The 20,573-nt window shown below is 71.0% G+C and carries 19 protein-coding genes; 12 read left to right on the forward strand and 7 right to left on the reverse strand.

Annotated features, from left to right (window positions below; all coding sequences use genetic code 11):
* The first annotated feature begins 284 nt into the window (after positions 1-284).
* The 4 genes from ACFT9I_RS23130 to ACFT9I_RS23145 all read left to right on the forward strand — a co-directional run bounded on the left by ACFT9I_RS23130 (position 285) and on the right by ACFT9I_RS23145 (position 4,313).
* Complete coding sequence (locus ACFT9I_RS23130; protein ID WP_382567004.1) at positions 285-1,802, forward strand: GMC family oxidoreductase; 1,518 nt, start codon at positions 285-287, stop codon at positions 1,800-1,802.
* A 184-nt stretch (positions 1,803-1,986) separates the two neighbouring features.
* On the forward strand, positions 1,987-2,712 hold the full coding sequence (locus ACFT9I_RS23135) for a dienelactone hydrolase family protein (protein ID WP_382567005.1): 726 nt from the start codon (positions 1,987-1,989) through the stop codon (positions 2,710-2,712).
* Between the two features lie 5 nt (positions 2,713-2,717).
* On the forward strand, positions 2,718-3,278 hold the full coding sequence (locus ACFT9I_RS23140; protein ID WP_382567007.1) for an AAA family ATPase: 561 nt from the start codon (positions 2,718-2,720) through the stop codon (positions 3,276-3,278).
* 138 nt (positions 3,279-3,416) lie between these two features.
* Entirely contained in the window at positions 3,417-4,313 is an 897-nt protein-coding gene (locus tag ACFT9I_RS23145; RefSeq protein WP_382567008.1) for a DUF3592 domain-containing protein, read from the forward strand.
* Between the two features lie 7 nt (positions 4,314-4,320).
* On the opposite strand, the gene ACFT9I_RS23150 is transcribed toward ACFT9I_RS23145, so the two are convergent.
* Positions 4,321-5,316 (reverse strand): type II CAAX prenyl endopeptidase Rce1 family protein, encoded by a 996-nt coding sequence (locus tag ACFT9I_RS23150; RefSeq protein ID WP_382567009.1) that lies wholly within the window; start codon positions 5,314-5,316, stop codon positions 4,321-4,323.
* 262 nt (positions 5,317-5,578) lie between these two features.
* Between ACFT9I_RS23150 and ACFT9I_RS23155 the strand changes: the two genes are divergently transcribed.
* The 3 genes from ACFT9I_RS23155 to ACFT9I_RS23165 are packed head-to-tail and all read left to right on the forward strand — an operon-like array spanning position 5,579 to position 7,960.
* Positions 5,579-6,040, forward strand: coding sequence for a cupin domain-containing protein (locus ACFT9I_RS23155; protein WP_382567010.1), 462 nt, complete (start codon positions 5,579-5,581; stop codon positions 6,038-6,040).
* 37 nt (positions 6,041-6,077) lie between these two features.
* Complete coding sequence (locus ACFT9I_RS23160) at positions 6,078-7,421, forward strand: hypothetical protein (protein ID WP_382567012.1); 1,344 nt, start codon at positions 6,078-6,080, stop codon at positions 7,419-7,421.
* Positions 7,418-7,960 (forward strand): AAA family ATPase, encoded by a 543-nt coding sequence (locus tag ACFT9I_RS23165; RefSeq protein ID WP_382567013.1) that lies wholly within the window; start codon positions 7,418-7,420, stop codon positions 7,958-7,960. The genes ACFT9I_RS23160 and ACFT9I_RS23165 overlap by 4 nt, the downstream gene beginning before the upstream one ends.
* A gap of 5 nt (positions 7,961-7,965) precedes the next feature.
* On the opposite strand, the gene ACFT9I_RS23170 is transcribed toward ACFT9I_RS23165, so the two are convergent.
* Positions 7,966-9,069: a GlxA family transcriptional regulator gene (locus ACFT9I_RS23170; RefSeq protein WP_382567014.1), complete on the reverse strand. Its 1,104-nt coding sequence runs from the start codon at positions 9,067-9,069 to the stop codon at positions 7,966-7,968.
* Between the two features lie 70 nt (positions 9,070-9,139).
* On the opposite strand from ACFT9I_RS23170, the gene ACFT9I_RS23175 reads away from it, so the two are divergent.
* The gene (locus ACFT9I_RS23175; protein WP_382567015.1) at positions 9,140-10,180 is read left to right on the forward strand and encodes an NADP-dependent oxidoreductase; all 1,041 of its coding nucleotides are present in this window, start codon (positions 9,140-9,142) and stop codon (positions 10,178-10,180) included.
* Between the two features lie 106 nt (positions 10,181-10,286).
* Positions 10,287-11,228: an aminoglycoside phosphotransferase family protein gene (locus tag ACFT9I_RS23180; RefSeq protein WP_382567017.1), complete on the forward strand. Its 942-nt coding sequence runs from the start codon at positions 10,287-10,289 to the stop codon at positions 11,226-11,228.
* Positions 11,229-11,303: 75 nt separating this feature from the next.
* Here ACFT9I_RS23180 and ACFT9I_RS23185 read toward each other — a convergent pair whose 3' ends face one another.
* Positions 11,304-11,918: a hypothetical protein gene (locus tag ACFT9I_RS23185; protein ID WP_382567018.1), complete on the reverse strand. Its 615-nt coding sequence runs from the start codon at positions 11,916-11,918 to the stop codon at positions 11,304-11,306.
* Positions 11,919-12,052: 134 nt separating this feature from the next.
* Here ACFT9I_RS23185 and ACFT9I_RS23190 point away from each other — a divergent pair, with 134 nt between their 5' ends.
* Positions 12,053-13,174, forward strand: coding sequence for an AI-2E family transporter (locus tag ACFT9I_RS23190; protein ID WP_382567019.1), 1,122 nt, complete (start codon positions 12,053-12,055; stop codon positions 13,172-13,174).
* A 36-nt stretch (positions 13,175-13,210) separates the two neighbouring features.
* Here ACFT9I_RS23190 and ACFT9I_RS23195 read toward each other — a convergent pair whose 3' ends face one another.
* The 3 genes from ACFT9I_RS23195 to ACFT9I_RS23205 form a co-directional block, all read right to left on the reverse strand.
* On the reverse strand, positions 13,211-14,215 hold the full coding sequence (locus tag ACFT9I_RS23195) for a helix-turn-helix domain-containing protein (RefSeq protein WP_382567058.1): 1,005 nt from the start codon (positions 14,213-14,215) through the stop codon (positions 13,211-13,213).
* A 149-nt stretch (positions 14,216-14,364) separates the two neighbouring features.
* Complete coding sequence (locus ACFT9I_RS23200) at positions 14,365-18,174, reverse strand: S8 family serine peptidase (protein WP_382567021.1); 3,810 nt, start codon at positions 18,172-18,174, stop codon at positions 14,365-14,367.
* 177 nt (positions 18,175-18,351) lie between these two features.
* Positions 18,352-19,041, reverse strand: coding sequence for a TetR/AcrR family transcriptional regulator (locus ACFT9I_RS23205; protein WP_382567023.1), 690 nt, complete (start codon positions 19,039-19,041; stop codon positions 18,352-18,354).
* 61 nt (positions 19,042-19,102) lie between these two features.
* On the opposite strand from ACFT9I_RS23205, the gene ACFT9I_RS23210 reads away from it, so the two are divergent.
* Positions 19,103-19,765, forward strand: a complete 663-nt coding sequence (locus ACFT9I_RS23210; protein ID WP_382567025.1) for an O-methyltransferase — start codon at positions 19,103-19,105, stop codon at positions 19,763-19,765.
* Between the two features lie 24 nt (positions 19,766-19,789).
* Here ACFT9I_RS23210 and ACFT9I_RS23215 read toward each other — a convergent pair whose 3' ends face one another.
* Positions 19,790-19,954 (reverse strand): hypothetical protein, encoded by a 165-nt coding sequence (locus ACFT9I_RS23215; RefSeq protein ID WP_382567027.1) that lies wholly within the window; start codon positions 19,952-19,954, stop codon positions 19,790-19,792.
* A gap of 287 nt (positions 19,955-20,241) precedes the next feature.
* Here ACFT9I_RS23215 and ACFT9I_RS23220 point away from each other — a divergent pair, with 287 nt between their 5' ends.
* On the forward strand, positions 20,242-20,409 hold the full coding sequence (locus tag ACFT9I_RS23220; RefSeq protein ID WP_382567030.1) for a hypothetical protein: 168 nt from the start codon (positions 20,242-20,244) through the stop codon (positions 20,407-20,409).
* Positions 20,410-20,573 lie beyond the last annotated feature (164 nt).

The raw sequence follows: 20,573 nt of genomic DNA on the forward strand, positions 1-20,573 counted from the left end.
GATCCACGACGCCATCGAGAACAGGACAAGCGAATACATCGCCGATCTCGGTGAATTCTCCACATCGAAGCAGCCAACACTCTCGTGGGTGTGACGACCGGCATGGACCGGTATATCCGGTCTGCTGGCCGCAGCCACGAACTCTCGTGTGCCGCTTCCCCGAACTCGAAGGTCGGCACCCGGTTCATGCGGGTAGCCTCCTTTGTTCATCGCCCATCGGTGACGGAAGGTCGCGGAAACCGCCGGGCAGTCCGTGAGGAAATTCCGGATGAATGAGGATGGCTATGGAGCAAATCTACGACTACGTCATCGTCGGCGGCGGAACAGCCGGCGCGGTGCTGGCCGCCCGGTTGTCGGAGAACTCTGAAGTCCGTGTGGCCCTTCTGGAGGCGGGAGCCGGAGAGGGCCCCGCGATCATGTCGGACGCGAACCCTGAGGCAGCGGTCAGTCTCTGGGGATCGTCCGTGGACTGGAACTACACGACAACACCTCAGTCAGGTACCGAGAACGCTGTCCATACCTGGCCCAGGGGGCGGGTACTGGGCGGTTCCAGCAGTATCAACGGCCTGACTCACCTGCGCGGCCACGCATCAAGCTACGACGCCTGGGAGAAGCAGGGCGCCATTGGCTGGAACTACCAGGAAATGCTGCCGTTCCTCATGCGCAGCGAGCGGGCGCCAGGCGGGGATCCGCGCTTCCGGGGACAAGCGGGCCCCATGATCATCGAGGAGCCGCCCGCCGCCACTCCTCTCGCGCAGGACCTCCATGACGCGGCAGTCGACGCGGGCTTCCCGCGCTGTGAGGACGGTAACGCCCCCGAGGCCGAAGGGGTGTTCTGGTCCGAAAGGAATGTCGCCGCAGGCCGCAGGCAGAGCGCCGCGGACGCGTATCTGCTTCCGGTGCTCTCACGGCCCAATCTCACCGTCGTCACCGACGCACAGGTGCAGCGCCTCCTCATGGACAACGGCCGATGCAGAGGTGCCGAGTACGTTCGGAACGGCGAGCCACGCACCGTCCACGCCGAGCGGGAAGTCGTGCTGAGCGCGGGATCCATCGGATCTCCGCAGATTCTCATGCTCTCCGGCATCGGACCCGCCGACCATCTGCGACAGCTGGGGATCCCGGTTCGCGCCGATCTCCCCGGTGTGGGCGCCAACCTGCACGACCATCCCCTGGCCTGGATCTCCTACGGGGTGAAGAAGTCCCCGGTCCCCGGCCCCTCGCGGCAGGCGATGCTCTTCGCACGCACCAACCGGAGCACCGACCCCGACATCCTGATGAGCTTCACAGCCGTGGCGCTGAAACCACGATGGGCAGGTGCCCAAGAGGGCTTCTCGATCCTCTTCGGCCTTGCGAACCCCATCAGCCGGGGCAGCGTGCGCCTGCGCAGCGCGGACCCGACCTCCTACCCTCTCATCGACCCCGCCTATTTGACCGACAGCGAAGACTTGGCCCGTATGGTCGCCGCCTTGCGCACCGCACGGCACATCGCGCGGGCCGACGCCCTGTCAGCCTGGCGCGACGACGAGATCCTCCCTGGCCAGGACGCCGTCACCGACGAAGAGTGCGGTGCCTACATCCGCCACACCGCCGGCACCTACTTCCACCCGGTGGGCACCTGCCGCATCGGCACGGACGACGAGGCTGTGGTCGATACAGCGCTGCGCGTCCACGGTATCGACGGCCTGAGCATCGCCGACGCCTCTGTGATGCCCTCGATCGTCTCGGCCAACACCAACGCCGCAGTCCTGGGCATCGCCGAGCGCGCGGCGCACTTGCTCGCCACCCGCGCCGCGCGATGAGTACCTGTTCTCAATCCCGAGACCGACCGGCCAGCAACGGGACGCAGGACCGCTCAGCCGTCAACTTGCCCTCGGGCGAGTGACATTGTGAGCCATCGCCGCATTTCAGAGGCACTCCCGCGCTGTTCTGCCGGTGGCAGAACACCGGCCCGCCCGGGCTCGACGATCACTACGGTCCAGTCTCATGACGACGATTACAACGCGCACGGTCGAGTACCCGGCCGACGGCCTGACGATGATCGGGCACCTCGCGCTCCCGGCCGGCGTCGACCGTAGGCCCGCGGTGCTGCTCGGACCAGAAGGCCCGGGGCTCAGCGACGTCGAGCGCCGCCGGGCCGATGCGCTCGCCGAACTGGGATACGTAGCGCTGGCCTTCGACGTCCACGGCGGGCGCTATCTGGGCGACCCGGACGAGATGCTGGCCCGTTGCATGCCGCTGCTCGCCGACCCCGACCGGATGCGGGGCATCGGCCACGCGGCGCTCGACGTGTTGCGCGCCGAACCGCGGACCGACCCCGACCGGATCGCCGCCGTCGGCTACGGCACCGGCGGCGCCATCGGGCTGGAACTCGGGCGCGACGGCGTCAACCTACGCGCGATCGGCACAGTCAACGCACTGACCACAGGCCGACCGGGCGAGACGGCGCGCATCCGCTGCCCGGTGTGGGCCGGGGTCGGGTCGGAAGACCCGATCATGCCGCCCGCGCAACGGGACGCGTTCACCGCCGAGATGCAGGCCGCGGGCGTCGACTGGCGCCTCGTGGTCTACGGCGGCGCCTTGCACGCCTTCCACCACCCGCCGGTCGACCACCCCACGGTCCCCGGCGTCGGCCACCACCCACAGCACGCGCAGCGCGCCTGGCGCGACGTCATCGACCTGCTCACCGAGTGCCTGCCCGTAACGGAGTGATTGGGATGGCGGTCGGAGATCTGGAAACGCGAGTGAAGGTGGGCAGTGAACAGACCCGGCTCGTCGTCCTGCGGGGCAACAGCGCTTCCGGCAAGTCGACGGTCGCGGCCACGATCCGGGAGCGTTTCGGGCGTGGTCTGGCGCTGGTCGGCCAGGACAATCTCCGGCGTGTCGTACTGCGTGAACGCGACCGCCCCGGCGCGGCGAACATCGGCCTGATCGACACGGTTGCCCGCTACTCGCTCGACGCCGGCTACCACGTGGTGGTCGAGGGCATCCTCCACGCCAACCACTACGGTCCCATGCTCACCCGGCTGCGCTCGGATCACCGCGGCCCGACGCACGGCTACTACCTGGACATCCCCCTCCAGGAGACCCTGGCCCGGCACGCCACCAAGCCTCAAGCGGACGAGTACGGCGAGAGGGAACTGCGCGACTGGTACCGTCCGCTCGATCTCCTGCCCGACGGCGTCGAGACAGTCATCGGCGCCGACAGCGCGTTGGGCGTCACGGTCGACCGCATCATGCTCGACACCGGCCTCGCCCGACTACCCGCTCATGAGTGAGGAGTTGACGCGACCGCCCCGTCGGCCGCGGCGCGGGAGGGAAGGCTCCGTACGCACCGGGGGCCGGTAAGTTGCTCCGGTCCGGCCGGACCGGCCGGACCGGCCGGACCGGCCGCGCCGGGCGTGGAGTTGCTGTGGATGCCCCTCGCTGTGGGGGCGGTTGGGGGTGTGGGGCGGGTGTACGGCCAAGAGGTGCTCGTCTGGTGGTGCGTGGTGTTCGGTGGGATCGCCGTCGTGGGATACGGGGCGTCGTTGGCCGGGGTGACCCGGGGGCGGCGCGCGGTGCGGGTTCTCGGGCGGATGGTGGAGTTCGACGTGCCCGTGCACGGCGGCAGCGAGGGCAACGGCATACCGGTGGTGGTCTCCTTCCAGGACCCTTCCACCGGCGAGGAGTTCACCCTCCCCTACGAAGGCAGGTCCGGTGACTTGGTCGAGACCGCCTGGAAGGGGCGGGAGATCGGGATACGGTACCGGCCGGGCCGGCCCGAGGAGTTCGCGGTCACCCACGATCTGTCGTACGGCCGGTACGGGGTCTGCCTGCCGAACCTCGCGGTCCTCCTGGTGTATGCCGCACTGGTGACCAGTGCCGCGCTCACCTCGGGCTACCCGTGGGCGCTGCTCGGCGTCGGTGTCCCGTGGACCGTCGCGACGATGATCGCCTTCCACCGCGAGGTCCTGGTGACGAGGCGCCGGGTCGCCGAGCTGACCGCCGCGCCCACCGTTCCGGGCCGTATCGTCGCCGTGACGAAGTCCGTCCACACCGACGACGACGGCACGTTCGTCGCCTTCAACCCGGTTGTCACGTTCACCACCCGCGAGGACACGGCCGTCACCGGCTTCTGCCCCTTCGACCTGGTGGACCCGAGCCGCTCGCGTGGACGCGACGTGACGGTCCACTACCTGCCCACCGACCCGGCGGTCTTCACCCTGGACCTCGCGCACAACCGCCGCGACCTCCGGTCGACCGTCCGTTTCGACGGTTCGTTGCTGCTTGCCGGAGTGGCGGCGGTCGTCGTGGGAGTCCTCCAACTGTGAGCGCCGGTCACCGCCCGACGCTCTCGGGGATCGCCGTCGCGGCGGACACCGGCCCAGGTCTTCCTCGAACGAGACGTCCGCGGACGACGAACGCGGCGGCGGCCACCAGCAGGTACAGCGGGATAAGCAGGACGGCGTCCGGGCTGCTCTGCTCGGCCGACCAACCGGCGTTCCGGTCCGCTCCTTCGAGGGTGATCCGGTTGACGGTGAGGAATGCCAGGTGCGTGCCGATGGCCGTCCAGAGGGGCGCCTCGCGCAGCGCGGTCCGGGCGGCGACCAGGGTCAGCCCGAAAAGGAACAGCAGGATGAGGTAGTCCGCCGTGTGCTGCCCCGGCGGTGCGAGACCTACGGGCAGGGGCTCGCCGCCGGTCAGCCGCCGGATCGCGGCCGCGACCATGCTCGCCGCGCCCGGAACCAGCATGAAGACCAGGGTCGTTCCCAGGGCGGCGACCACGGCGGGGCGGTGCTCGCGCAGTGACGTCCAGGTGAGGCCGCGCAGCGTGGTCTCCTCCGGCAGGGCTTCCAGCAGGAGGGCGACGAGTCTGTTGACGGCGACGAACGCGGCCAGGTCCGACAGGTCGGGGCGGGTCCAGCTCAGCAGACCCACGGCCGTTCCCGCGCCCAGGACGAGCGCGGCGGACGCGGCGGTGATGCCCAGGCCGGTCAGCAACGCCCGTACGCTTGCGGCCGTTTCACCGAATCCGATGGACGTCCAGGTGCGTCGGCTCCGTCGCAGGGTCATGAGTACGAGGACAGCCGCGACCACGCTGACCGGTATCGCGGCCACGAGTTGGGCGCCTCGGCCGGACGCGTTCACGGCGTCGGCGAGCGGGGCGCCGAGCGCCACCCCGCTGCCCAGCGCGAGCGCCATGATCGCCCCGCCGGCCACCGCGCGGCCCAGCACGGCACCCCACGACGGCACGCGACCGGCCCACCGGGCCTCCTCCATACGGCTCACCTCGAAGCAGGGCCGCTGACCGGCCGGAACGTGTGACGGGGACACGGATATCGTCTCCTCCACGTACGCCGCTGTTCCTCCTGACTGGGAAGGACAATCCACTGCATCGTTCGATGTACCGGCCCCGGACGAGACCCGAGGCGACCTGACCCCGCGTCAGGCGTGCCGCTGCCCCGGGTCCGCCGGTCGCGGCGCGAAACTGGGCGGACCATCCTCGTCGCTCGCTCGCGCTCACCACCCCATCGGCGATGGCACCGCTGCTTGCCTGCTTGCCTGCCGACCGCACGGAACGGACACCGTCGTGACCATGCCCTACCTCGCACAGCCGGATCAGCAGCAGAAGCTCGAATGGCTGGACGGCGGGCAGTTCGCCGTACTGCTGGACAGCGCGGCCACCGACGGGCAGTTGACCGTCGGACGGTTCACCGTGAACAAGGGCGAGGCGCCCCCGTACCACATGCACACCCGTGAGGACGAGGTCTTCATGCTGCTCAAGGGCACCGCGCTGCTGTGGTGCGACGACCAGGAGATGGAACTGTCGGAGGGCGGCATCGTCTACCTGCCCCGCAACGTGCCGCACGGCTACCGGATCACCTCCGACACCGCCGACCTGCTGATGATGTGCACCCCGGCGGGTATCGAAGGCATGTTCCGCCATGCCGGACGCGACAAGGCGTCTCCCCGCCCCGAAGGCTTCGAGATCTCGCGGGAACGCATGGCGGAAGCCGCCGACATGTACGGCCAGATCGTCGTCGGTCCGCCGCGCTGACGGCCCGGACCGAAGAGGGGGAGCGGGGAGCGAGGGGATGACCGGGCAGCGGGAGATGAGCCGGACGGAACTCATGACGCTGAGATTCCATCTGCACTGCGTCGCGAGCCTGTTGCCGTACGCGCTGCGGAACGCCGCACTGGAGACCTGGCTCGTGGCCGACGGCGCGGTGTTCACCGTAGGGTTCGACCCGCCTGACGCGGTGCTGGAGCCGGTGGTGGAGCAGGGCGGTACGGCCCTGAGGGCGGCGCTGGCGGGACGTGTCCGGAGTGGCCGCGTCCAGCACGAACTGATCGATCTGGACGAACCCGCCAGCGCCGCCGCGCTCATCGACAACCCGAGCCTCGGCTACGAGCCGCAGTGCCGCCTGCGCCTGCGGAACCCGTCCACCGTCGCCAACGGCCGCACCCACCATGCCGGTTACCTGCGCCGCGCCCTGCTGTCGGCCGACCCGGACCTGGCGGCGGCCGCACTGGTCGACCGGCGAACCTCCCCCGGGGCGGCCCCCCGAGCCACGGACCGGGCGGCGGCGTGGGCCACGGTCCACCGGCACGGCGGCACGGCCCGGGTCCGCGCGGTGGCGGCCGCGCTTCCCCTGGCCGTCGGCCCTGTCGTCGACCCGGCCGTCGACCCGGTCAGCGCCGAAGTCGTGGCGGCCTGCGCACAAGCCGTGCCCGAACCATTCCTCGACACCTTGGTCGAACACCACCTGGGCACCGGGGCCCTGCTGCGGAGCCTGCGCGCCGCGTCGACGCACGACGACCACGTACGCACCCGCGGAGAGATGCGGGCGGTCCTCGCGGAGCCCTACCGGATCGACTGGGCGCTCGTGGCCGCGGCCCGGCTCGGCGATGGCATTCCACGCGAGGCCGTACGGCTCCTGGGACAACACCCCGACTGCCCACCGGATGTCGCCACGGTCCTCATCACCGGCCGGCCCGCTCTCCCCGGCCGCCCCCTGCTCCGCCGGCCTGAGCCGACTCCGCCTTGGTGGGAGCGCGGAGTCGGCGCGGCGGACACTGCGCACGACGCCGCTGGGCAGCAGTCCCGACGCGCCGACACTCGACCACATCAGCGCGGTGATCGAGAGCGGCCGGCTGTCGGCGTCCGAAGCGGCGGAGCTGGTACGTCCGGCGTGCCACCTCACCTGCTGGGTCGGCCAGGCCTCCGGCCACGCGGATCTGTCCCGCGCCACATGGAGCGGCCGGGCGGCTCTCCACGTGGCGACCGCCGCGCTGCTGGCGCGCTGGGCGAACGGCTGGGCGAACGGCGACGTCCCCACCGATCGGTGGTCGGCGTTGCGTACCCGGATCCGGCACTTTCCAGGATCGCTGCCCGAACTGCTCGACGCCGTCACGGCGGGGGACCAGGACTGACATGACAGAGACGTCTTCAGCACTCCGAGCACCCCGAGCACTCCGGCCGACGCTGATTCTTCTCTGCGGGCTCCCGGGCTCGGGAAAGACGACGCTGGCCAAGCACCTCGCCCGGGTCGTTCCCGCCGTACGGCTCTGCCCGGACGAGTGGCTGACCGATCTCGGCCTGGATCCGTACGACGAACAGGCGCGGGATCGTCTCGAAAAGCGGTTGTGGAGTCACGCCGAGGGATTGCTGAGACTCGGACAGAGCGTGATCCTGGAGTACGGCTTCTGGGACCGCCGGGAACGCGACGAGAAACGACTGACCGCACGCGCGCTCGGCGTCGCGGTCGAGTTGCACCACCTCACGGCGTCGCTCGACGAACTGAGCGCCCGGATCGCATCCCGCACGGCGCAGGGCCGTTGGGGAAGCGTCCCGGTGACCCGCGACATGCTTGAGGAGTACGCGGAGCAGTTCGAAGCCCCGGAAGCCGATGAACTCGACCTCTTCGACCGGCCTCCCCCTGAACGCGACGCTCAAGGTCCGTCCGACAAGGGCTAGTTGCGTTATCGGCTCCCAGGACGTGACGTCTCCCTGGCGGCGCCCGCGGCCGGGCCCGAGGCGCGGAAAGTGCGCCGGTACGCCGACGGGGCGACCCCCGCCTCCGCCGCCAGGTGCCGCCGCAGCGAGGTGGCGGTGGCGAAGCCGACCTCGTGGGCGACCCGTTCCACCGGCAGGTCGCTGGACTCCAGCAGGTGCCGTGCCTGCCGCAGCCGCTGCTGGGTCAGCCAGCGGCCGGGGCTCAGCCCGGTCTCCTCCCGGAAGCGCCGGGCGAAGGTACGGGTACTCATCGCCGCGTGCGTCGCCAACTCCTGCAGCGAAAGCGGCAGTTCCAGCCGCCGCAGCGCCCAGTCGCGGGTCGGTCCGGTACCGGTTCCGCCCGCCGGCGGCAGCGGCCGCTCGATGTACTGCGCCTGCCCGCCGTCCCGGTACGGCGGCACGACGCAGCAACGGGCGACGTGGTTGGCCACCTCGCTGCCGTGGTCCTGGCGCACCAGGTGCAGGCAGACATCGACACCGCTCGCCGCCCCCGCGGAGGTCAGTACGTCACCGTGGTCGACGAAGAGCACGCCGGCGTCGAGTTCGACCCGGGGGAACAGCTCCCGGAAGTAGTCAGTGAGCGCCCAGTGGGTGGTGGCCCGCCGCCCGTCCAGCAGACCGGCGGCGGCCAGCAGGAAGGCGCCGGTGCAGATGGACACCAGACGGGTGCCGGGGCGGACACGGGACAGGGCGGCGAGCGCCCTCGGGTCCGGGGCCGCGGCCGAGGCCGGCGAGATCGCGTACGGCGGGATGATCACGGTGTCCGCCTCGGCCAGCACCTCTGGACCGTGCCCGGGGGTGACGGTCAGGTCGGAGTCGGTACGCACGGGCTGCCCGTCCACGCTCGCGGACAGCACCTCGTAGCGGCCGCCGGCGGACCCCAGAACCCGGTGCGGGATGCCGAGTTCGAAGGGGTAGACACCGTCGAGGGCAAGGACGACGACCTTGTGGGCGCCGGGCCGCAGGTCCGGGTGAAGCCATCCGTCCAGTTCGGCCGCGCGGTCGGCGAGGTCGCGGGCGGCCCGGGAGGGCGCGGCGGACGCGGGGCGGGCGGCCGGGTCGATGGGCATGGCCAGAATGTATCGGATGCTGACCTTCTTGCCATCGCCCGGGGCCGGACCGTACGACCAGGATCGAGGCATGACTCCGACGGACACCCCTGAGAACAACCTCGACTCCCCGACCTTCGCAGCCCCGAACTCCGCCGCCCCGGACGGCACCCCGGGCGGCACCCCGGACGGCGCCCCCGTGATGCTCGCCCTGCACCAGACGGCCCTCGGCGGCCCCGAGGTCCTGCGGCTGACCGAGCTTCCCCGGCCCGCGCCCGGCCCCGGCGAGATCCTCGTCGCCGTGCACGCGGCCGGACTCAACCCCACGGACTTCAAGCACCGCGCCGTGAGCATCTTCCTGCCGCCCCCGCCGCTGACCCTCGGCTGGGACGTCTCCGGCACCGTGGTGGAGACCGGCTTCGGCGTCACCCTCTTCCGGCCCGGTGACGAGGTGTTCGGCATGCTGCCCTACCCGTACGGCGCCGGCTCCCACGCCGAGTACGTGACCGGCCCCGCCCGCGCCTTCGCCGCCAAGCCCGCCGGGATCGACCACGTCCAGGCGGCCGCTCTGCCGCTGGCCGCGCTCACCGCCTGGCAGGCCCTCGTCGAGACCGCGGACCTCCGGGCCGGGCAGCGGGTGCTGATCCACGCCGCGGCCGGGGGTGTCGGGCATCTCGCCGTACAGCTCGCCAAGGAGCGCGGCGCGCACGTCACCGGCACGGCGAGCGCCCCCAAGCACGACTTCCTGCGCGAACTCGGCGCAAATGTCTGCGTCGACCACCGCTCGGAGGACTTCACCGACACCGAGGAGCGCTACGACGTCGTCCTCGACGCCCTCGGCGGGGAGACCGCCACCCGTTCCGTGGGCGTACTCCGCCCCGGCGGTGTGCTCGTCTCCCTGCTGCCGGGCGCCCAGGACACCCAGGCAGCGGCGGAGAAGGCACAGGTCCGCGCCGTCACCCTGCTCGTCGAGCACGACCGGTCCGGGATGCGGGCCATCGCCGAACTGGTCGACCGGGGCAGACTCCGCGCCCACGTCTCCGGCACCTTCCCCCTCGCCGAAGGCGCGCGGGCCCACGTCCAGGGGGAGACGGGCCGCACCACGGGCAAGCTCGTCATCACCGTGCGCTGAGGCGTGCCTGCCCGGGGGCAGCCCGCCCCGGTTGTCGGCGAAACGAGTGTTCCGGTTCAATTCCCGGAGCGGAGTAGAGCGGGGCGACCGAGAGCGAGGGGCCTGGATGATCGCGGTACCGGACGTGTTCGCGCGGAGCACTGTCGAACGCGAAGGGGAGCCTGGAGCGGCCTGGCTCGCCGAACTGCCCGGAATCGTCGATGAGTTGCTGGGGCGCTGGGGATGCGTGCCCGACGGCGAGGTCATGCACGGGGGCGTCGGGGTCGTCGTCCCGGTGCGACGGCGGGGCGAGGGGGCCGCGGTGCTGAAGGTGTCGTTCCCGCACCCCGGCAACGTCCATGAGCCGGACGCGTTCGCCGTGTGGGGCGGGCACGGGGCCGTACGGCTGCACGCGCGGGACGACGAGAACTTCGCGATGCTGCTGGAGCGCGTCCACACGTCGACCCTGGCGGAAGTCGAAGACGTCGATGAGGTGGTGACGGTCGCGGCGCGGATCAATCACCGACTGGCCGTCCCCGCGCCGCCCGGCCCACCCCGCCTGCCGCGCCTGCGCGAACAGGCCGACGCGTGGGAGGAGCAACTGCGCAAGGACGCCGAGGAACTGACGCACACCATGTCGCCCTACGTCGTGGACGCGGCTGCCGCGACCGTACGCGAGCTGGGACGCGTCCAGGCGGACAGCCTCGTCCATGGCGATCTGCACGCCAGGAACATCCTGCGCGCCGACCGTGAACCATGGCTGGCCGTCGACCCCAAGGGCCGTGTGGGCGACCCCGCCTACGACGCCGGTACGCTGCTCAAGTCGCGCGCGCTGACCCTCCTCGAAGCACCCGACCTGCGCAAGGCCGCCCACCGCATCCTCGACATCTTCAGCGAGGTCGCGGAGCTGGACCGCGCGCGCGTCCAGCGATGGTCCCAACTCCACGCCGTCCAGGCCGCGTTCTGGGCTCGGCGGTACGGCTTCCGTGTTGCCCGTGGCGGACCGCGGCTGGACCGGCTCACCGATTTCGCCGACCACCTCGCGGAGTTGCTCGCGGAACGCGCGTAGCCGCCGGACTTACTGCCCCCCGGACATACTGCCCCCCGGACTTGCTGCCCCCGAACTCGCTGTCGCCGGACTCGCTCAACTCGGCACGTAGGAGAGGACCGGATCGGCCCACCCACCGAGCCGACGGCAGACCCCGAAACGCGGCAGGAGCCACCAACGCCTCCGGGCGGCTCCCTCCGCGACCGCCGACCACTGAGGGCCCGACAGATCCTCCACGCCCCACCATGTCTTGACCGCCTTCCGGTCCTCCAACTTCAACAGCGGCCAACGCGGCAGGTGCAGACCGACGAAGAACATCGACACGTCATCGCCGCATTTGGTCGTGTAGAAGTACCTCTCGACGTCCGTATAGCTGGCGCCCAGTCCGCAGTTCAGGCCCATGGTTCCGCCGAGCCATGTCAGCGCGAGCTTGCCACCCGCCGGAATCGACGGAATGAGTACGGGGTTGAACCACCGCTCGCGGTCCACACCACGGGTGAGCCCCGTTCGTACGGCCTGGGCCACCACGATATTGGTCGCGGGGCCGGTTCCGACGTTGACCAGCGACCACCGCGGCTCCCCGCCGCCCTGCCCGCTCTCCCACATGAACTGGAGTACGGGCATGTGGGCCCGGCGGCTGGACGCGTACGCGAGGATCAACGACCCCAGCGACACGAGCGCCGCCAGGACTGAGATCAGAAGAGCCAACACCGCGTTCCCCCCATTGCCCACCGCCCCCGAGATGTGTCTCCAGACGTACCCGCGAAGCAGCGGTCCGAGTCGCGCTCCGGTGCCCACGCCTCGCGCGGTCAGCGGCCTGTCGCGGTGCCCTTAGGGTGACCTCCATGTCTGTCACGTTGAGTTCAACCAAGACGCGCGCCGCGCTTCGTACATCGGCCCGTGTCTCCGGCGAGATGCTGGTCGTCCTCGTCATGGCCGCGGTCGCTCTCTGGCTTCTGGGGCGCATGTGGTCGATCGTCTGGCCGCTGATAGTCGGCCTGCTTCTGACCACGCTGACCTGGCCGTTGGCCCGTTTTCTGCGCAATCACGGCTGGCGTCCGGCCCTGGCCGCCTCAGTCGTGACGGTGCTGTTCCTGGTGGCCGCCGCCGGCGTCGTGGCGCTGATCGCGGTTCCGGTCGCGTCCCAGTCGGGCGAGTTGACGACGGGAGTGACCGACGGTATCGACAAGGTGCGGGAGTGGGCGGCGGGGCCGCCGTTGAACATCGACGACGACGAGATCACCGGTGCGCTGGACACCGGGATGGCCCGTCTTCAGGACAGCGTCGGCAGCATGGTCACCACGGTCATCACGGGCGTCAGCACCGTGGTCAACGGCGTCGTCACCACCGTCCTGGCGCTCTTCCTGATGTTCTTCTTCCTCAAGGACGGACCGCGGTTCCTGCCGTGGCTGACCCGTCAGCTGCCCGGCCGCCTCGCCACCGACATCCCGGTCGTGGCCGCCCGCAGTTGGGACACGCTGGGCGCGTTCGTACGGTCCCAGGCGTTCGTCGGCCTGCTCGACGCCGTCTTCATCGGGCTCGGCCTGTGGATCGTGGGCGTACCACTCGTACTCCCGCTGGCGGTACTGACGTTCGTCTCCGCGTTCGTGCCTGTCGTGGGCGCCCTGTTCGCCGGACTGGTCGCGGTGCTCATCGCGTTGGTGTCGAACGGTCTGACGGACGCGCTGATCGTGCTGGCGATCATCATCCTGGTGCAGCAGCTTGAGGGCAACGTGTTCCAGCCCATGATCCAGAGCCGTGGACTCGGCCTCCACGCGGCGGTGATCCTGCTGGCGGTGACGCTGGGTGCCAGCCTGGCGGGCATCGTGGGCAGCCTGCTCGCCGTACCGGTCGCCGCGCTGATCGCGGTGATCTGGAACTACGTACGCGAGCAGCTCACCGACCCGCCGGAGGAGCCGGACGCCGAGCCGGCGTCGCCCGCCGGGGCCACCGCCCCGTCCTCGTAGGACGGGCGCACGTGCCGGCGGCCACGGCGGGGGCGGTCACAGCCAGCCGCGCCGGGCCGCCTGCCAGGCGAGCTGCATCCGGGTGGTCGCCCCGGCGAGATCCATCATGTGCTGGATATGGCGCTGCACGGTGCGCCGGCTCAGTCCCATCTGGGTGGCGATCGCCTTGTCGGCGACGCCCGCCACCAGCAGTGACAGCAGCCGTCTGTCGATGGAGGAGAGCGGGTCGGGCGCTCCGGCGCCGTCGGTCCCGGTGACCGCGCCCGAGTCGTCGACGTCCAGCGGGACGGCGTCCTCCCAGTAGCGTTCGAACAGGGCGATGAGGGCGGCCAGGAGGCTGCTGTCCCGGACCAGCGCGGTGGTCGGTTCGTCGGGGCTGCCGTGCGGTCCCCCGGGAACCAGCGGGCAGATGGCGATGGCACGGTCGGCCACGGCGAGGCGCAACGGCAGATGGGGTACGGATCTGGCCATCTCCCCGGCGCGTACGCCCTCGACGACGTTGTCCACCGCGCCCTCGTCGTCGAAGAAGGCCTTCTCGTACAGCACCCGGTAGGTCACGCCGCGGCCCAGCGCGTCGAACTCCGCGTTGTTGCTGCCCGAGGGCATCGCCACGTACTGGGCCTTGCAGAACCAGAGCATCTCGTCGCGCGCGCTCGCCTGGATCTGCCGCAGGTGCTGGCGCAGGGCCTCGCCGCCGGTGATGACCTCGATGAGCCGGCCGGGGTCCTGACGGCGCGCGGTGTCCCGGTAGGTCTCCAGAAGACTGGTGACCTCGATACGCGCGCGGTCCAACGCGTCCGCGTTGCGCTTCAGTTGGGGAGTGAGTGCCACGTCCGGGGGAGTCGGCCGGTACTGGCGCGGGAGCCCGTCGGTGTGGCTGGCCATGCCCTTGGCCGCGAGACCGGTCAGTACGTCACGGGCTTCCGCGACGTCCAGTCCGAGCCGGTCGGCGACATCGGCGGCGGTGAGCAGACCGGTCGTTATCAGCAGCCGGTACACGGCTTCCTCGGCTGCGGATACCCCGGCGGCCTCCAGCGCCACGGCGCCCTCCTGAGACCTTGGCCCCCATGCGCTCACATTCACGCACCTTCGAATAATTCATACCGTACTGCATCGTGTGTACCGCACACCGGTGGGCGGGTGCTTCCCGCCGCCCGCCCACCGGTGCTCAGAACAGAACCCCTCTCCCGCTATCCGCGTTGCAGGTAGGCGCGTTCGACCGTCTGCCGGACACGGTTGCCCGAGGAGTCCTCAGCCGTGACGCGCAGCGTCACGTACGCGTCGCCGCGCTGCCGGTCCGGTCCGGCGATCTTCGCCGAGAAGGTGCCGGCGCCGCGGCTCTTGACCGTGGCCCGCTCCCAGCTCTTTCCGTCGTTGTAGCTGGCCTCGACCTTGACGTTCACACCGCGTGGCGCGGGCAGTCCGTCCTGGGCGCGGACGGTGAGCCCGACCGTGTGCGACCGGCCGCGGCCGACCGCGTTGTACGTGTCGACCGGTACGTCGTAGTCGAGTTGGAGCAGCGGCAGCGTCGCCGTCCTTCCGGCGGCGCCGGAGCGGAACGACCACGAGGTGTCGGTGGCCGTCCCGTACGCCCACTCGGGCGAGGTCCGGGACGTCGTCAGGTCCAGCCGGTAGTCGGCCGCGCCGGACGGCACGGTGAAGTCCGTCCAGGCGCCGTCGGCCTCGGCGGTCTTCTTGCCGTCGCGGTACAGCACGGCCGCCGCCGTGTCACCCGGTTCACGGGGCTCCGCCGTACCGGAGGTGCCGATCCCGCCCCCACCGAGGAGCAGCCGCGACCGGTGCCCGGCCGTCGAGTCGGTGAACTCCGGGATGCGCAGCGACAGTACGTTCCCCTCACGGACCGACGGGGTCGCGGTGCCGCGCGGAATGGACGGCCGGGCTACGGCCCCCTGCCAGGTCTCGGCCACGCGCTCGCCCGGCCGGTAGGTGCGGGGCGTGTCGCCCAGGCCCACCTTCAGAGGCGTATCGATGTCGAAGGTGGTCTCGTAGTGCACCAGATGCTGCCAACTGGTGTCTCCCGCGCTGACGTACTCGGTGCGTTCGATGCCGGTCGCCACATGGCGGGTGTACTGGTTCCAGATGAAGTCCTGGTACGGACGCCGGGCGAAGCGCTGTTCGGCCGCCCACGGTGAGCCGCCGTTGTCGGCGTACGTGCTCCGCACGACCGCGCTGTTGCGCTCGGACACCGTGTGAACCACCCGCTCCGGGATCCGCTGCGAGGACACCTGCATCACGTCGTAGAGGTACGGGCTGCGCGAGGTGCCGGTGAACCGCACCGTGGTGGAGCGCTTGTCGATCCGCTTCAGCAGCTCGGCGCCCTTGCTCGCGCCGATCCGTACGGTGGGCAGGGCCAGCCGCTCGCCGTCGGGCCGCCAGCGGGTCCAGGCGATGTCGGAGGAGTGGACGACCATCAGACCGCGGGCACCGGCGGCTGCCGCCTTCTCGGCGAGGTCCCGTTCGTTCGCGCCGTCCTCGTCGGTGAGGACGGCGAGTTTGCCGCGTACCTTGCCCTTGCCGAACGCCGGGGCCTTCGCGTCGCCCGCGTCGACGGCCGTCAGGCGCTCGCCCCGCTCGTCGAACAGCTCTGAGGAGGGCATGTAGTAGGCGCCGAGGTCGAGATCGGTGCCCGGCACGGTCGCTTCGAGGAGAGGCGCGGTGAGCTGCCAGCGGGAGGCGAACTCGAACGTGCCGTCCGTGACGGCCGGGGTGGGGCTGACGTACAGGCGTTTGGCGACGTCGAAGTACATCGTGCCCTGGATCAGACCGTGTCCGTCGATCTTCCGGTACGTCTGGTAGCTGAGGATGCCGCGCTGTTCGGCGGGGCGGGGTGTGCGGATGTCGACCAGGGTGGTGCGGCGTGCGTCGAGCGTGACGGCCATGTCCTTGGTGACCTTCACCTCGGGCAGGACGATCTGGCGCAGCTCCTCTCCGTCCTGTGCCGTGTCCAGGGTGGCGTGGTCGAGCTGGTACGTGCCCTCCTCGACCTCGGCGACCGCCGGGTCGAGGCTGGTGTACTCGACGAATCCGTCGGCGCCCCAGATCGTCGGCAACGCCTGGACCCGCTTGCCGTCGCGGTCGTAGGTGTTGACGGTCAGCTTGTGCGTGGGCCCCTGGACGACCAGGCTCAGCGTGGTGTGGACGGGGTCCGAACCGTCCGACGGGGTCGCGGTCACATGACCGTAGTAGTCACCCTGCGCCGCGCGGGCGGGGTCCACGGTGAGGGGGACCTCGGCCGTCGAGCCCGCCGGGACGCGTACGGAGTCCGAGCCCGCACGCACCGCGCCGTCGGCGGGTTCGCGGCCGCCGCTGGTCGCCAGCTTCACGGCGAGCGCGAGCGTGACCTCCTTGTCGGAGGTGTTGGTGTAGCGCAGTGTGCTGGTACGGGTCTGGTCGTCTCCCGCCTCGAAGGGGCCGAGGGCGACGGTGCCGGTGGCGGTCACCGCACCGAGCGCCGCGGCGGCCACGTCGATCCGCCCGCCGCCCTGTTCGGTGACCTGCTGGCCGGCGATGGTACGGGCGGTGCTGATCAGCGCGTCCTTGATCCGCGCCGCCGACCAGTCGGGATGCCGCTGGGTCAACAGGGCTGCCGCTCCTGCGACATGAGGAGTGGCCATCGATGTGCCCGACGCCGCCGTGTAACGCTCGTCCACCGGGTCACCCATGGTGGTGCCCGCCGCGCGGGCCGCCACGATCCCGACGCCCGGGGCTGTCACATCGGGCTTGACACCGTAGTTGCCGGGCCGGGGCCCGCGGCTGGAGAACTCGGCCAGCGAGTCGTCCCGGTCCACCGCTCCGACCGTCAGCGCGGCGTCCGCGGCGCCGGGGGAGCCGATGGTCCCCGTGGCCGGGCCGGCGTTGCCCGCGGCCACGACGAAGAGCGCGCCGCTGCTCTCGCTCAGCTCGTTCAGCGCGAGGCTCATGGGGTCGGTGCCGTCGCTCGGGGCGTCCGAGCCCAGACTCATGTTGACGACCTCGGCGCCCTCCGCCGCGGCCCACTCCATTCCGGCGATGACCTGCGACTCGCTGCCGAAGCCGTCGTCGCCGAGGACCTTTCCGATCATCAACTCCGCTGCGGGGGCGACTCCCTGGCGGGTGCCGTCCGACGCCTTTCCGCTGCCGCCGACGATCGAGGCGACGTGCGTACCGTGTCCGAACCCGTCGCCCGTTCCGGAGCTGCCGGAGAAGTCCTTGGCGGTGGCGATCCGGCCCGCCAGGTCGGGATGGGCCTGGTCGGCGCCGGTGTCGAGGACGGCGACCTTGACGCGCTCGCCCCGCAGACCGGTCTTCCATACGTCAGGGGCGCCGATCTGGGCCGTACTGCGGTCGAGGGACGCGCTGACGCGTCCGTCCAGCCAGACCCGGGGCACCGCGTCGACGGCGGCGCTGTTCATGCCCGTCCCGGTGCGCGTCCTGGTGCCCGTTCCGGTGGGCGCCAACTGCTTCCAGAACGCGCCGAGGTCGCCGCGGGGCACCCGTACCGCCTGGGCGTCGATGCTCGCCAGGCGCCGGGTGGGGGAAGCGTCGTCGGCGAGGGCGGTGAGCCGCCGCACCGTGGCGCCCGCCTTCCCGTCGGCGCCGCCCACGATCAGCGGGAGCGCGGTGGTGTGCGCCTCGTCGTACCGCTGGGCGACGAGCGCGGTCACGTCGAACAGCTTGGGGTCCAGCCGGCCGGCCGAGACCAACTCCCCGGCGTCCGAGGGCAGAACGCTGAGTCGGCCGTCCTGCTCAAGCGTCCGGAAGACGATGCCTCGACGGCCCGATCCCGGCTCGACCGAGACGACTCGGCCCCCGTCACCACCCGTACCGAGAGTGACCCGGTCGCCGGTGATCAGGCGTACGGAGACGCTGCCCGAGCCGGCCGCGCCGCTCGCCGCCGGCCCGTCCTGTGCATCGCCGGGAGCGGCCGACACGGGCGCCACGGCGCCGGCGGCCAGCGTCAGTCCCACCGATATTGCCGCCATGAGGCGGATCCGTCTCATCTGGTCCCATGCCTTCCGTTGTGCGAAGCGAGAAGTTCATCTGCTGCACAGAATCCGTTGGCGGCGCATGGGTGTCACTGAATTCCGGTGGCACAGGTGCGACATGTCCCAACGACGACACGCGCCTCGACAGCACCACCGGCCCCTGGAGGAGCTGTCGAAGCGCGTGCCGTCGGGTCAGTGCTCCGGGGCGGCGGGAGCCGGGGACAGGCGGCGCAGGAAGTTGTCGACGAGTAGGTCGGTGAAGGCCCGGTCGACGGGGTCCCCGGTGACCAGGACGCGGTGGTAGATCGGCCCCACGAGCTGGTCGACCTCGGCCGCCGTGTCGAGTCCGGCGGGGAGTTCGCCGCGCCGCACGGCGTTCTCCAGGGGGAGCCGGTCGCGCCGGCGCTGCTCGTCGAGACAGCGGTCGCGCAGGACGGCGGCGAAGGCGGGGTCGTGCTGGGCGTGTCCGAGCAGGGCGGTGAAGACGGCACCCGCGTCGGACCGGGTGAGGAACCGGGCCAGTTGGTGGAGATGGGCGCGCAGGTCCTCGGCCAGATCGCCGTGGTCGGGTGGGGTGAGGGCTTCGGCCGCGTCCTGGAGGAAGGCGTCCAGGAGGATGTCGGTCTTGGTGCTCCACCATCGGTAGATGGTCTGCTTGGCGACCCCGGCGCTGGTGGCGATGCCTTCGATGGTGACGCCGGAGAAGCCCTTCTCGACGAGGAGGTCGTCGGCGGCTTCGAGTACGGCCTGCCGCGCCCGCTCGCTGCGGCCGTGCCGGTTGCCGTGGTGCTGCCGCGCCGCGCGGCCTGGGCTTTCGCCTGCGCTTTCGCCCGCGCCTTTGCCTTCGGCGACCGTACGTCCTCGGTCCATGTCTGCGTCCACGGGGCAAGAGTAGGCCAGTCCCGTCTAGACGCAACGCAACGGTGCGTCTAGTCTAGGTTTCATGACACAGACCAGCACACTCCACGACCCCCGCGTCGTATCCGCTCTCGACACGATGTTCGCCCGGGCCGCGGAGGACGAAGTGACCGGCGCCCGGATCGAGGCCGCACGGCCCGACGGCCTCGCCCGCGTGACCCCGCAGGAACTGGCGGACGCCAACGCCGAGGTGTACATGCCTATCTCGGCCGAGGGCGGGAAGCTCATCTACAACCTGGTCCGGGCCGCGCGTCCGGCGACCGTCGTCGAGTTCGGCACGTCCTTCGGGATCTCCACGCTCCACCTGGCCGCCGCGGTACGTGACAACGGCACGGGCAGGGTGATCAGTACGGAACTGAGCGCGGACAAGGCCGCCGCCGCCCGCCGCACCTTCGCCGAGACCGGCCTGGACGACCTGATCACCGTCCTCGAGGGCGACGCCCGCGACACCCTCGCCGGAGTGGACGGCGCGGTGGACTTCCTGCTGCTCGACGGCTGGAAGGACCTCTGCCTGCCCGTACTGCGCCTGCTCGAACCACGCCTCGCCCCGGGCACCCTCGTCGTGACGGACGACGTGGACCTGCCGGCTCTGGCGCCGTGCCTCGACTACGTGCGCGATCCGCGGAACGGGTACCAGAGCGTCACCTTCCCGGTGGAGGACGGCATGGAGATCAGCTGCCGGCTCTGAGCCTGTGCTGCGACCTCGCTCCGGTCAGGAAGGCGCGTCCAGTCCGGCAAGGAGACAGGCGATGCCGACGCCCGTGGCGAGGTACTCCTCGAAGACCGGGTTGTTGAGGGCCCAGGGGGACCTCCGCCGGCGGATGAGGCCGATGGCCGCGGTCGGTTCATGGCCCAGCTCGATCAGGGCTTGTCCCACGACCAGACCGGAGCGGTTGAACCCGGCGTTGCACCGGACCAAGGTGCGACGCCGTCGCCGACGGCGCGCGCTGTGTACTGGGCCAGTTGCTGGACGGTCGTGAGCGGGTCGTCGGGGATCTCCGCGACGCGGTGGTCGACGCCGGGGGCGGGACCATGGCTCGGGCGGGTGAACAGACTGATGACCAAAAGGTGGCGGGCGGCCATGGTCTTGCCGCTGCTCTCTGCTCGAATGGTCCCTCGAACTCGCTCTCCTGGACAGCGTTGGAGCGAATCGGCTTCCCCCTCATGGAGAAGTTCGAAAGCTTCGACATCTCCGATGTCCCGGACCCCGAACTGGGCGCCAAGATCGCGGACTTGCAGAAGCGGAACTACGAAGCCCTCCCCGAACTCGCCGAACTGGTCTCCCACCTCGACGCCCACACCGGCGGCAGCGCCCCTCGACACGACAAGTGACGCAGCAACGTCGCGAGCCCGGCATCGGCCCGGCATCGGCCCGGCGCGCAGCTCGCCGAACTGGGCCGCCTGCGCTGGAAGACCGACGTTCGCGGCAGGACCGGACGGACCATCCCCGCGCCGGCGGGGATGGTCGCTGCTACCTCCCGGCGACGGGAACGGCC

It is taken from the genome of Streptomyces sp. NPDC057137, assembly GCF_042670825.1.
Taxonomy (GTDB): Bacteria; Actinomycetota; Actinomycetes; order Streptomycetales; family Streptomycetaceae; genus Streptomyces.

Coding starts and splice junctions, on each gene's coding strand:
- ACFT9I_RS23155 (WP_382567010.1), top strand. CDS start 5,579: ATGCCCTACCTCGCACAGCCGGATCAGCAGCAGAAGCTCGAATGGCTG.
- ACFT9I_RS23190 (WP_382567019.1), top strand. CDS start 12,053: ATGTCTGTCACGTTGAGTTCAACCAAGACGCGCGCCGCGCTTCGTACA.
- ACFT9I_RS23130 (WP_382567004.1), top strand. CDS start 285: ATGGAGCAAATCTACGACTACGTCATCGTCGGCGGCGGAACAGCCGGC.
- ACFT9I_RS23220 (WP_382567030.1), top strand. CDS start 20,242: ATGGAGAAGTTCGAAAGCTTCGACATCTCCGATGTCCCGGACCCCGAA.
- ACFT9I_RS23160 (WP_382567012.1), top strand. CDS start 6,078: ATGACCGGGCAGCGGGAGATGAGCCGGACGGAACTCATGACGCTGAGA.
- ACFT9I_RS23135 (WP_382567005.1), top strand. CDS start 1,987: ATGACGACGATTACAACGCGCACGGTCGAGTACCCGGCCGACGGCCTG.
- ACFT9I_RS23180 (WP_382567017.1), top strand. CDS start 10,287: ATGATCGCGGTACCGGACGTGTTCGCGCGGAGCACTGTCGAACGCGAA.
- ACFT9I_RS23210 (WP_382567025.1), top strand. CDS start 19,103: ATGACACAGACCAGCACACTCCACGACCCCCGCGTCGTATCCGCTCTC.
- ACFT9I_RS23200 (WP_382567021.1), bottom strand. CDS start 18,174: ATGAGACGGATCCGCCTCATGGCGGCAATATCGGTGGGACTGACGCTG.
- ACFT9I_RS23170 (WP_382567014.1), bottom strand. CDS start 9,069: ATGCCCATCGACCCGGCCGCCCGCCCCGCGTCCGCCGCGCCCTCCCGG.
- ACFT9I_RS23140 (WP_382567007.1), top strand. CDS start 2,718: ATGGCGGTCGGAGATCTGGAAACGCGAGTGAAGGTGGGCAGTGAACAG.
- ACFT9I_RS23145 (WP_382567008.1), top strand. CDS start 3,417: ATGCCCCTCGCTGTGGGGGCGGTTGGGGGTGTGGGGCGGGTGTACGGC.
- ACFT9I_RS23165 (WP_382567013.1), top strand. CDS start 7,418: ATGACAGAGACGTCTTCAGCACTCCGAGCACCCCGAGCACTCCGGCCG.
- ACFT9I_RS23175 (WP_382567015.1), top strand. CDS start 9,140: ATGACTCCGACGGACACCCCTGAGAACAACCTCGACTCCCCGACCTTC.